The organism is Streptomyces sp. NPDC048277, from assembly GCF_040652235.1.
Classification (GTDB): Bacteria; Actinomycetota; Actinomycetes; order Streptomycetales; family Streptomycetaceae; genus Streptomyces.
Genome location: NZ_JBEZLQ010000019.1, coordinates 59397 through 70962 on the forward strand (window position 1 = coordinate 59397; position 11566 = coordinate 70962).

An 11566-nucleotide genomic window follows, 5' to 3' on the forward strand; every position below is an offset into this window, starting at 1 on the left:
GAGACGCTCACGCGGGGAGACCGAGGAGCGCGCGCATCCGGGCGTACTTCTCGGTCAGCCGGTCCCGGGTGGTTTCGTCGAGTACGGCGAGACGGCCGGGGTCGGCGTTGTGCGCGAGATCGGCCTGTTTGACGAGGAGCGCGCCGGGGGTGGTGAGGATGCGGTGGGCGTACGACTCCGGTGGCTCGCCGGGGCGCTTGGTCACGGCGAGGACGATGGCTTTCGCACGAGGGCTCAGGGCCGCCGCGTCCAGCCACTCCTCGGTGAGGGCGTGGTCCTCCACGGAGTCGTGCAGCCAGGCGGCGGCGATCTGGTCGTCGTCCCCGCCGCGGGTACGGACGCCTTCGGCGACGGCGGCGAGGTGCTCGGCGTACGGCCGTCCCGCCTTGTCGGTCTGCGTCGCGTGAGCGGCTCGGGCGAGCTTCTCGACTTCGGGGAGGGAGAGGCGGTGGGTCGGGGTCACGGTGCGAGTATGTCGTGGCTGGGGGCGGGGGTGTCGCTCACCGGCGCGGGCCGGGTGCCGCCCGGGAGCGCCCCTTTAGGGGCGCGGGGAACTGCGCGACCAGCCCCCACGCACCCGCACCCGGCGTACTACCGAAGCGCCCCGTCGGCTAACTCAGCGCGCCGCCTCCCGGCAGATCAGCAGCAGCGCCCGGTCGTCGTTCACGTCCCTCGCCACCGCCTCGATGAGATGCCAGGCCGCCCCGTGGAAGCCGCCCGCCACATAGCGGTCGGCCTCTCCCGTCAGCCGGTCGATGCCCTCCACGATGTCCCGTTCCGCCGTCTCCACCAGGCCGTCCGTGAAGAGCATCAGGACGTCTCCGGGCCGCAGGGAGCCCTTGACGGGGTCGAACTGCGCGCCGTCGTACACGCCCAGCAGGGGGCCCTCCGCGGCCTTCTCCTCCCAGCGGCCGCTGCCCGCGCTGAGCTGGAGGCCGGGCGGGTGGCCGGCCGAGAACAGCTCGTAGTCGCCGGAGTCCAGGTCCAGGACCAGGTGGATGGAGGTCGCGAAGCCCTCGTCCCAGTCCTGGCGGAGGAGGTAGCCGTTGGCCGCCGGGAGGAACGCGTGCGGCGGGAGGGAGCCGAGGAGGCCGCCGAACGCGCCGGACAGGAGCAGCGCGCGGGACGCCGCGTCCATGCCCTTGCCGGAGACGTCCGTGAGGACGACCTCCATCGTGCGGCCGTTGTTCGTGCGCGCCGCGACCACGAAGTCCCCGGAGAAGGACTGCCCGCCGGCGGGCCGCAGGGCCATCTCGCGGTGCCAGCCCAGCGGCAGCTTCGGCAGCTTGCTCTGCACCCGGATGCGTTCGCGCAGGTCGAAGAGCATGGTGCCGCCGCGCCGCCAGGGGACGCCGACCCGGCTGCGGAACTGCGCGGTGAGCAGACCGAAGAAACCGCAGGCGGCGACGGTCAGGACGACGCCCGGGGTGACCCGGGAGGGGCCCTCGGTGTACGGGCCCAGCCGCACCGACTCCACGATCAGGGCCGTGGCCGCCGCCGCGTACAGGCCCAGCAGGCTCGCCGGGCGCAGCAGCAGGCCGCCCGCGACGATCGGCAGGACCAGCGCGGCCGGGGAGAACCACACCGAGTTCGCGAGGGTCATGGCCGCGAGCACCGGGATGGTCAGGAGCAGTCCGGCCAGCGCGATCCAGTCGGAACCGTCGCCCCGGAAGTAGTCCACGGCGCTTCTGCGCACGCCGACGCGGGCCCGGTGCCACTGCATCTTCCACCGGGCCGTCAACGTCTCGGCCTTCCCGCGCCGCTCTCCGTCTGCTGCCATTAGTTCGGGACCCTATCCATCGGACCAGCTTCTTGGCACGGGAGGTCCCACTTGTCCCCCGTCCGAGGCTCGACTTGGAGTGCAACTTCACAGTCAACTTCACCCGGCGCCCTCGTGTCGGCGTACGGAAGAAATTCGCTGGCTCGCCCCACAATGCCCCTGATAGGGATGGCTCATGGCGACTGACCGTACGACGACCGAGCTGAAGGTGCTGCGGCCCGAGGAGTTCGACGGATGGTGGACCCACCTGGTGCGGGCCTTCGGGGCCGGTCCGGCGTCCGCCGAGGAGCGGGACCTGGACCGGTCCCTCACGGAGTTCGAGCGTTCGCTGGCCGTCCTGGACGGCGGTGGACTCGTGGGAACGGGAGGGGCGTTCAGCTTCCGGATGAGCGTGCCGGGCGGGGCCGTGGTGCCCACCGCGGGCATCACCATGGTGAGCGTGTCCGCCACGCACCGGCGGCGCGGGGTGCTGACCTCGATGATGCGGCGCCTGCTGGACGACAGCCACGCGCTGGGCGAGCCGCTGGCGGCGCTGAAGGCGTCCGAGCCGGCGATCTACGGCCGCTTCGGGTACGGCGCCGCGACCTTCCAGCTGCACGCCGAGATCGACACGGGCCGGGCGACCCTCGCCGTACCGGCCGGCACCGACGACGTACGGCTGCGGTACGCCGAGCCGGCCGCCGTGCTCGACGCGTGCGAGGCGGTGTACGCGGAGCTGGTGCCGCGGCGGCCCGGGATGCTGGCCCGGCAGCCCGGCTGGGAGCGGGCGGGGCTGCTCGACCCGGAGAGCGACCGGGGCGGGGCGTCGGCGCTGCAGTGCGTGGTCGCCGAGCGGGCGGGGCGGGTCACCGGGTGGGCCCGGTTCCGTACGAAGACCGGCTGGTCGGCGAGCGGGCACGACGGCACGGTGACGCTGGAGGAGCTGGCCGCGCTGGACCCGGCGACCGACGCGGCGCTGTGGCGGTTCCTGTTCGGCATCGACCTGATGACGACGCTGACGGTACGGGGGCGGCCGGTCGACGACGCCTGGCAGTACCTGGTCTCCGACATCCGGCGCTGCCGCACCCGGCTGAACGACTCGGCGTACGTCCGTCTCGTGGACGTCGGTACGGCGCTGGCGGCGCGGACCTACCAGACACCGGTGGACGTCGTGTTGGCGGTGGAGGACGCCTTCTGCCCCTGGAACGAGGGGCGTTGGCGGCTCACCGGTGACGCGAAGGGCGCGTCCTGCGAACGTACGACGGATGCGGCCGATCTCTCCCTGTCCGTACGGGAGTTGGGGGCGGCGTACCTCGGCGGTGTGTCCCTGCTGACGCTGGCGCGGGCCGGCCGGGTGGCCGAGCTGCGGCCGGGGGCGCTGACGGAGGCGTCGGTGGCGTTCGGGTCACCGGTGGTGCCGTGGCTGCCGCACGGCTTCTAGCGGGCGGTCAGGCCTGCTGGCAGGCGGGGCACCAGAAGAGGTTGCGGGCGGCGAGGTCGGCGGTGCGGATCCCGGTGCCGCAGATGTGGCAGGGCCGGGTGGCCCGGCGGTAGACGTACACCTCGCCGCCGTGGTCGTCGACACGCGGCGGCCGGCCCATGGCCTCGGGGGTGTGCTCGGGCCGTACGGTGTCGATGCGGTTGTTCCTGACCCCTTCGCGCATCAGCTCGACGAGGTCGGCCCAGACGGCGTCCCACTCGGCCGGGGTGAGGTCCTTGCCGGTGCGGTACGGGTCGATGCCGTGCCGGAAGAGGACCTCGGCGCGGTAGACGTTGCCGACCCCGGCGATGACCTTCTGGTCCATGAGCAGGGCGGCGATCGTCGTACGGCTGCGGGAGATCTTCTGGTACGCCGCGCCCGGATCGGCGTCGACGCGGAGCGGATCCGGGCCCAGCCGGGCGTGTATCGCGCCCTTCTCCTCGTCGGTGATCAGGGCGCAGGTGGTGGGGCCGCGCAGGTCGACGTACGAGGTGGCGTTGGCGAGGCGGAGCCGGACGGTGTCGGTGGCCGGGGGTGCGGGGCTGTCGCCGAAGCCGACCTTGCCGAAGAGGCCGAGGTGGATATGCACCCAGTCGCTGTCGCGGAAGCCGAGGAAGAGGTGCTTGCCGTGGGCCTCGGTACGGGTGAGCGGGGCGCCGTCGATCAACGCGGCGGCGTCGGAGAACTTGCCCTGCGGACTGCTGGCCCTCACCGGCGCGCCGGAGAAACGGTCGCCGTAGTCCAGCGCGAGCCGGTGAATAGTGTGCCCTTCTGGCACGGAGCCCATTCCTTTCCCACCCACCCACCCGACTCACTCAGTGAAGTGGCGAACGTCGAGCCGAAGGCACAGGAGATCCCGAAGTGATGTGCGGAGGGGGCGGGAGCACAGCGCCCCGCAAGGGGCGCGGGGAACTGCGCGACCAGCCCCCACTCGCCCGCAGTCGCTGACTACCGGCTGCCCCTACGCGAAAGCCGCAGTCCCGGGTGGGTGGGCAAAACTACGGCTGGGGGTGGTGCGCCGGGATCGGCGGAAGGTCGCCCGTCGTCTCGTACGCCGACAGCATGTCGATGCGCCGGATGTGCCGCGCGTCCTCGGAGAACGGCGTGTTCAGGAACGTCTCGACGAACTTCGTCGCCTCGTCCTCCGTGTGCATGCGCGCCCCCACCGCGACGACGTTCGCGTTGTTGTGCTGCCGGCCGAGCGACGCGGTCTCCTCGCTCCAGGCGAGCGCCGCACGCACGCCCTTCACCTTGTTCGCGGCGATCTGCTCGCCGTTGCCGGAGCCGCCGATCACGATGCCGAGGGAGTCGGCGTCCGCCGCCGTCCGCTCGGCCGCACGGAGACAGAAGGGCGGGTAGTCGTCCTGGGCGTCGTAGATGTGGGGGCCGCAGTCGACGGGGTCGTGACCCGCCGCCTTCAGCCACTCGACGAGGTGGTTCTTGAGTTCGAAGCCCGCATGGTCGGAGCCGAGATACACGCGCATGTGATGAGTGTGACATGGGTGTGAACGCCCGGCAGGGGCGGGGCCGCATCCCGGAACGCGGCCCGGAAAACAGCCCGGAAGACACCCGGGAGTGTGAGCAAGGATACAGAACCTCAGGAAAACCTCAAGTAACAATCTGGATTCAAAGGTTCAGGAATCAGTCCACCTCCGTTTCACTGGACCAACTCGTACGCCGCTCGTACGGGAGCCCGCTCACCCGGCGCAAAGGAAATTCCCCCCATGACTTCCGGCAACGGTCTCCACGCTGGACTGAAGAACCGCCATCTGTCGATGATCGCCATCGGCGGCGTCATCGGCGCCGGCCTCTTCGTCGGTTCCAGTTCCGGTATCGCCACCGCAGGACCCGGCATCCTCCTGTCGTACGCCCTCGTCGGCACGCTCGTCGTGCTCGTGATGCGGATGCTCGGCGAGATGTCCGCCGCCAATCCGACCTCCGGCTCGTTCTCCGCGCACGCGGACCGCGCGCTCGGCCGCTGGGCCGGGTTCTCCATCGGCTGGCTGTACTGGTTCTTCTGGGTCGTGGTGCTGGCGGTGGAGGCCACCGCCGGTGCCAAGATCCTGGAGGGCTGGATCCCGGCCGTACCGCAGTGGGGCTGGGCGCTCATCGTGATGGTGGTGCTCACCGCCACCAACCTGATCTCCGTCGGCTCCTACGGAGAGTTCGAGTTCTGGTTCGCCGGCATCAAGGTCGTCGCGATCGGCGCGTTCATCGTGGTCGGCCTGCTGGCCGTGCTCGGTGTGCTGCCGGGCGTGCACAACGACAAGGCGACCTTCTCCAACCTCACCTCGCACGGCGGCTTCCTGCCCCACGGCCCCGGCGCGATCCTCACCGGTGTGCTGCTGGTCGTCTTCTCCTTCATGGGCAGCGAGATCGCCACCCTGGCCGCCGGCGAGTCCGAGGACCCGCAGCGCGCCGTCACCAAGTCCACCAACAGCATCATCTGGCGGATCGGCGTCTTCTACCTCGGCTCGATCCTGATCGTCGTCTCGCTGCTGCCGTGGAACGACCCGTCCATCAAGGAGAAGGGCTCGTACGTCGCCGCCCTCGACTCCCTCGGCATCGCGCACGCCGGTCAGATCATGAACTTCATCGTGCTGACGTCCGTGCTGTCCTGCCTCAACTCCGGTCTGTACACGGCCTCCCGGATGGCGTTCTCGCTCGGGCAGCGGGGCGACGCGCCGAAGGCGTTCGCGCGGACCACCTCCCGTGGTGTGCCGATGGCCGCGATCGTCGCCTCCGTCGTCTTCGGGTTCGTCGCCGTCTTCTTCAACTACCGGTTCCCGGACTCGGTCTTCCTCTTCCTCGTCAACTCCTCCGGCGCGGTCGCCCTGTTCGTGTGGCTGGTCATCTGTTTCTCGCAGCTGCGGATGCGGAAGATCATCCAGGCCGAGGCGCCGGAGAAGCTCGTCGTGAAGATGTGGCTGTACCCGTATCTGACCTGGGCGACGGCCGGTCTGATCGTGTTCGTCCTGGGCTACATGCTGACCGACACGGAGGGCGAGAGCAGCGGTCGTACGACCGTGCTGCTGTCGCTGCTGGTCGCGGCGGCCGTCGTCGTGGTCGCCGTGGTGAAGCAGAAGGTGACGGACGGCCGTACGGCCACGGTGACCGCCGGGGCCGACGAGCCCGCCGACCAGGTGTCCGTCGGCTGACGCTCACAGCAGGGTGAAGCCCTCCTTCACCCGCTCGTACGTCCGTACGGCCTGGGTTTCGATCGCCGGCTGGTACCAGGTGTTGATCTGGTACGACTTCCCGTCGGCGTCGAAGCCCAGCAGCCGTGCGTGCCAGGGGGTTCCCTTGAGGGTGAAGGTGTACTCCCAGACCACCGCCGGGTAGCCGCGGAAGGTCGTCCTGGCCAAGCGGATCTTCCTGTAGTCCTGGCCCTGGTGGGCGCTGCGCTCGGAGGCGCTCCAGGTGTCCAGGAGGTCGCCCCGGGCGAGGGAGGACTTGGCGACGAGTTCCTGGCTGCCGTCGGGGGAGGTGTAGTGCACCTCGGCGCCCGTCTTCACGTCCCTCCGCCAGCCGGCGGGCGGCGCCCACGCGAAGCCGCCGGCCTCCTCGTGGGTGCCGGGCGGGAGGCTGCGGGGGCGAGTCGTTCCCTCGACGGTGGCCGACGTTGCGGTCGAGGGGGTGGTGGAGGTGCCGGATGCCGTGCCGCCGTCGCCGCCGCGTGTCGTGGTGGTGAGGAGGATGGCGATGGCGGTCGCGACTGCTGTGACTCCCAGTACGGCGAGGAGGGTTGTGCGTCGGGGGGCTTTGCGGCGGTGGGTCGCTGCGGGTGCGTTGTGGCTGGTCGCTCCCCCACTCTCGGCTTCGCTCGAGCGGGGGGACCCCCATCGCGGCGGAGCCGCTGATCGATGCAGCCCCGCGCCCCTTGCGGGGCGTTGCCGTTCGGGGCGTTCCGAGGGGACCTCTGCATGTGGTTGCGAAGCCGCCTCCGTCGGCAGCGGCTGCGGGCGTTCGTCCTCCGGGGCCCGGCGCAGCTTCGTGAGGTCCACGTACGCCGGTGTCGGGCGTTCCGGCCGGACCGGCGCCGGATGTGTCTCCGTCGGTGTCTGGGTCGGGTACGCCACCGGGCGCAGGGCCTGTTCCACCTCCGCCAGGTCCGGCCTGACCGTCGGGTCCTTTTCCAGGAGCGCTGCCAGCAGGTCGCGCAACGGGCCCGCGGCGGACGGGAGTTCCGGCTCCTCGTAGAGAACCGCGTGCAGCGTGGCCAGGGTGGTGTCGCGGGTGAAGGGGGAGCGGCCGCCGAGCGCCGCGCACAGGGTCGCGCCGAGCGACCAGACGTCGGACGGCGGGCCCTGCGGGCGGCCGGAGATCCGCTCGGGTGCCATGTAGTCGGGGGAGCCGACGAGCATCCCGACCATGGTGAGCGCCTTGGCGTCCTGGATCGCGGCGATGCCGAAGTCGGTGAGGACGACCCGGGCGCCGGCGTTCTCGACCAGGACGTTCCCGGGTTTGATGTCGCGGTGCAGCACTCCCCCGGCGTGCACCTGGCGCAGCGCGGCGACCAGGCCGAGGCCGATCCGGGCCGCCTCGCGCGGGCCCAGCGCGCCCTCCTCGGCCATGATGCGTTCCAGGGAGCGGCCGTTGACCAACTCCATGACGATCCACAGGCGTTCGCCCTCGTCGACGACGTCGTAGACCCGTACGACGTTGGGGTGGTCGATGCGGGCGGTGGCCCTGGCCTCGCGCAGGGTGCGTTCGCGGCGGGTGCGGGTGTCCTCGGCGTCGAGGCCGTCGATCCGCATCTCCTTGACGGCGACCTGCCGGTCGAGCGTCTCGTCGGCAGCCCGCCACACCCGCCCCATGCCGCCCTGCCCGATGCTCTCGGCCAGCCGGTAGCGACCGGTCACCAGCAGCCCCGGGACACCACCGTGCCCCGCGCTCTCCGCATTCCCTGCACCAACGGAATTCCCCGGACTCCCCGGACCAACTGAATTCCCTGGAATCGCTGAACTCCCTGAATTCTCCGGCAATTCGCTGCACCCCCTCAACGACCGCCCCTGCCGACACACAATGGTCACACTTACGGCCGTACCAGCATAGTGCGGAGAAATCTTGTGGTACCTCTTCAAGTGGCCGCGAATTCAGGCGCGGTCCAGGGGGTTGCAAGGGGGACGAACATGAGTTCTCGTCGTATGGCCCGGCCGCTGGCCGTGGTCACGGGATCGCTGGTCACGGCATCTTTCTCGGCCGTGATGATCCTGCCGTTCACGGCCGCCGCCGATGACCAGGGACCGGGAAGCGGCAAGGGGGGAAAGGCGGTCGACCAGGCACCGGCGGGTGTGAAGCTGACGACCACACTGCCCGAGAGGATCTCGGTCGACAACAGTTCGCAGAAAACGGCGATCACCGCCACCGTCAAGAACGAGGGAACCAGGGAAAGCGACGACATCAGGCTTTTGGTGGCCGGTTTCGACGGCCTGACGATCACCGGCGTCCAGGGCTGCGACGCCGTCGCGAAGAAGGATCTGCCGGCCGGTTCGAACAGCGCTTTCAGTTGTCCCGTCGGCGCGCTCGGCGCGGGCAGGTCGAAGTCGTACGCGGTCGACGCCACGTTCGATCTGGGGAAGACCGGGAAGATCTGTCTGCCCGTGCAGACCGCCGACGGGAAGAAGTCGTTCTGGCAGCAGGGTCCGGTGCCGTTCGGTACGACGAACCCGTCGCCGAACGCCCCGGCCACCCCGCTGCTGCTCGGCACCGACAACAAGCCGGTGGGGCCGAGCGGCGACCAACTGCCGAAGACCGGTGCGGGAGGTGACGTGCTGCCGCTCGGCGCGGCGGGCGCGGCGCTGATCGCGGCCGGGACGGCGGGCGTGTGGTGGGCGCAGCGGCGGCCACGGCAACAGCCGTAGCCGCAGCCACAGTCGTAGTCGTAGCCGCCGGGAAAGTGCGACAGGGGTCCGGGGTGCCGTGGCACCCCGGACCCCTGTCGGCCGTGGTCGGGTCAGCGCTTGCCGACGAGCTTCCACGCCGTGGGCGTCGCGCCCATCGCCAGGGCCGCCTTCACCGCGTCGCCGATCAGGAACGGGGTGAGGCCGGCGGCGATCGCCGCGGACGCGGACAGGTGGGCGGTGTAGGCCAGGTACGGCACGCCGATCGCGTAGATGACCGCCTCGCCGAGCACCATCGCGCCCGCCATGCGCAGCACGTTGCGGTCGGCGCCGCGCCGGGCGAGGGCGCCGACGGCCGCGGAGGCGAGGATCATGCCGAGGATGTAGCCGAAGGAGACGGAGAACCCGGAGGTGCCGCCCGCGAACCACGGCATGCCCATGAGCCCGGCCAGCGCGTAGAGGGCGAGGGAGGCGACGCCGCGGCGGGCGCCCAGGCTGGTTCCGACGAGCAGGGCCGCGAAGGTCTGGCCGGTCACCGGGACCGGGGAGCCGGGCACCGGGACGGAGATCTGGGCGGCGAGGCCGGTGAGCGCGGCGCCGCCCAGCACGAGGGCGACATCGCGTACCCGGGAGGCGGGCAGGAGGTCGGCGAGGACGATGCCGGGGCGGCCGGACGCGGTCGCGGTGGCGGTGCTCATGAGGACTCCGCGGGGGGGTGAGGACGGGCAGACAAGAAGGGGACATCGTGACGCTATCCCGGCCCGTCCGAGCCGAACACGTCAGCGGTCGACAAAGGCCGGAAGCGACGCTTGGTGGGCTCCCCACAAAGGGTGTGGGTTACACGCGGTACGGGGTGACGCCGATCACTGAGGCAGAGATGTTTCACTCACGTCAACGGAGTTGAACAAGCCTGTGGAGTTCCGCCAATCGAACCCTAGTGGTCTGGTGGGATTCAAGGTTTCCGGCCTACGCTTCCGGACATGGAAGCCCAGTCCCTGAACCTCACGTCGCGTCGCTATGTCGACCTGCGACGGCAAGGTGCCGCCACCTGTCGCCGTACGGCCTGAGGCCGCGCGGCGGGACGGCGGGAGCCGGTCCGGGCGCGCCTCGCTCTCCGAGACGAGACGTGTCGGCCCCGTTCCCGAGGACGGTTTCCCATGCCCCGTACCGCGGCACCCCCGCTCACCACCCCCGCGCCCGGTGACCGGCGGCGGACCAGCGCCAGTGTGGTCCTCCGCTCGGTGCTGGAGCACGGGCCGGTCGCCCGCTCCACCATCGCCCGGCTGACCGGGCTGTCCCCCGCCTCCGTCACGGACTACTGCGCCCGGTTCACCGAACTCGGCCTGATCCGGGAGGCGGAGGCGCCGCGCCGCGTCAGGGGCGTGGGCCGGCCGCACGTTCCCGTCGACCTGGACGACTCGCGGTTCGTGGTCGGCGGGGTGCATGTGGCCGTGCCGTACACCACGGTCGCGCTGCTCGATCTGCGCGGCCGGGTCGTCGTACGGCGGGAGTTGAGGCATCACGGCACCGACCCTCGTGAGGTGCTGGCGCGGGCCGGTGCCGGGCTGGCCGCGCTGCTCGCCGAGGTGCCCGGCAGCCGGCCGCTGGGCGTCGGCGTCGCCGTCGGCGGCTGGGTGGACCGGGACTCCGGGACCGTCGTCGAGCACCCGCTGCTGGGCTGGCGGGAGGTGCCGGTGCGGGAGGTGCTCGGCGCGCACACCGGGCTGCCGGTCCATGTGGACGGGCATGCGCGGGCGCTGGTCAACGGGGAGCGGCTGTTCGGGCGGGCCCGGGGCAGCCGGAGCGTGCTGCATCTGTTCGTCGGGAACGTGGTCGACTCGGCCTTCGCCACCGGCGACGAGGTGCACCACGGTCCGCGCTCCCAGGCCGGGATGATCGCCCACCTCCCGGTGCCGGGCGGCACCGAGCCCTGCGCCTGCGGCCGCACCGGCTGCCTCCAGGCGGAGCTGAGCGAGCGGACGCTGGTGCGGCGGGCCCGGGCGGCCGGGGTCGTCGACGGGGGCAACCCGATGGACGTCCTCGCGGCGGCGCGGGCCGGGCACCCGGTGGCCGTACGGCTGCTGGTGGAGCGGGCGCGCGCGACCGGGCGGGCGGCCGGGCTGCTGCTCGACGTGCTCAACCCGGAGAGCGTGGTCGTCACCGAGGTCGGTGTGCTGCACCGCGAGGACTGTCTCGCCGCGCTGCGGGAGGCGGTCGGGGCGGAGCGGGCGGCCGTGGTCGCGCCCACCAGTTTCGGGGACCGGGTGCTGGCGGTGGCGGGCGGTTCGGTGGTCCTCGACGTGCTGTACCGGGACCCGTTGAGCGCGTCACCAGAGCTTATTTAATTCAGAAACTCGGAATATTGACAGTCGTCGCACACGGCAAGGAACATCCTTCTCATGACCTGTCGCACCCTTTGTTGCTGACGTCTTGACGCGCCCCGAGCGCGCATTTCTCTCTGCGTGAGATCTCTCTTTCCGGCCC

10 protein-coding genes are annotated in these 11566 nt (G+C 71.2%); 4 read left to right on the forward strand and 6 right to left on the reverse strand.

Going from position 1 to position 11566, the window contains the following annotated elements; translation table 11 throughout:
• Positions 1-7: 7 nt before the first annotated feature.
• Together AB0D85_RS34450 and AB0D85_RS34455 are read right to left on the reverse strand one after the other, a co-directional pair.
• Positions 8-463, reverse strand: coding sequence for an HD domain-containing protein (locus AB0D85_RS34450; protein WP_362328897.1), 456 nt, complete (start codon positions 461-463; stop codon positions 8-10).
• A 153-nt stretch (positions 464-616) separates the two neighbouring features.
• Complete coding sequence (locus AB0D85_RS34455; protein ID WP_362328899.1) at positions 617-1780, reverse strand: PP2C family protein-serine/threonine phosphatase; 1164 nt, start codon at positions 1778-1780, stop codon at positions 617-619.
• Between the two features lie 175 nt (positions 1781-1955).
• Here AB0D85_RS34455 and AB0D85_RS34460 point away from each other — a divergent pair, with 175 nt between their 5' ends.
• Positions 1956-3200 (forward strand): GNAT family N-acetyltransferase, encoded by a 1245-nt coding sequence (locus AB0D85_RS34460; protein WP_362328901.1) that lies wholly within the window; start codon positions 1956-1958, stop codon positions 3198-3200.
• 7 nt (positions 3201-3207) lie between these two features.
• On the opposite strand, the gene AB0D85_RS34465 is transcribed toward AB0D85_RS34460, so the two are convergent.
• Positions 3208-4017: a DNA-formamidopyrimidine glycosylase family protein gene (locus AB0D85_RS34465; RefSeq protein WP_362328903.1), complete on the reverse strand. Its 810-nt coding sequence runs from the start codon at positions 4015-4017 to the stop codon at positions 3208-3210.
• 220 nt (positions 4018-4237) lie between these two features.
• Entirely contained in the window at positions 4238-4723 is a 486-nt protein-coding gene (locus tag AB0D85_RS34470) for a ribose-5-phosphate isomerase (RefSeq protein ID WP_362328905.1), read from the reverse strand.
• 240 nt (positions 4724-4963) lie between these two features.
• On the opposite strand from AB0D85_RS34470, the gene AB0D85_RS34475 reads away from it, so the two are divergent.
• Complete coding sequence (locus AB0D85_RS34475; RefSeq protein ID WP_362328907.1) at positions 4964-6397, forward strand: amino acid permease; 1434 nt, start codon at positions 4964-4966, stop codon at positions 6395-6397.
• A gap of 3 nt (positions 6398-6400) precedes the next feature.
• On the opposite strand, the gene AB0D85_RS34480 is transcribed toward AB0D85_RS34475, so the two are convergent.
• Positions 6401-8056, reverse strand: a complete 1656-nt coding sequence (locus tag AB0D85_RS34480) for a protein kinase (RefSeq protein ID WP_362329142.1) — start codon at positions 8054-8056, stop codon at positions 6401-6403.
• A 315-nt stretch (positions 8057-8371) separates the two neighbouring features.
• On the opposite strand from AB0D85_RS34480, the gene AB0D85_RS34485 reads away from it, so the two are divergent.
• Positions 8372-9103: a hypothetical protein gene (locus tag AB0D85_RS34485; RefSeq protein WP_362328909.1), complete on the forward strand. Its 732-nt coding sequence runs from the start codon at positions 8372-8374 to the stop codon at positions 9101-9103.
• 92 nt (positions 9104-9195) lie between these two features.
• Here the strand turns inward: AB0D85_RS34485 and AB0D85_RS34490 are convergent, their stop codons facing one another.
• Positions 9196-9780, reverse strand: a complete 585-nt coding sequence (locus AB0D85_RS34490; protein ID WP_362328911.1) for a biotin transporter BioY — start codon at positions 9778-9780, stop codon at positions 9196-9198.
• A gap of 459 nt (positions 9781-10239) precedes the next feature.
• Between AB0D85_RS34490 and AB0D85_RS34495 the strand changes: the two genes are divergently transcribed.
• A complete protein-coding gene (locus AB0D85_RS34495; protein ID WP_362328913.1) occupies positions 10240-11427 on the forward strand; it encodes an ROK family protein in 1188 nt (395 codons plus the stop codon).
• Positions 11428-11566 lie beyond the last annotated feature (139 nt).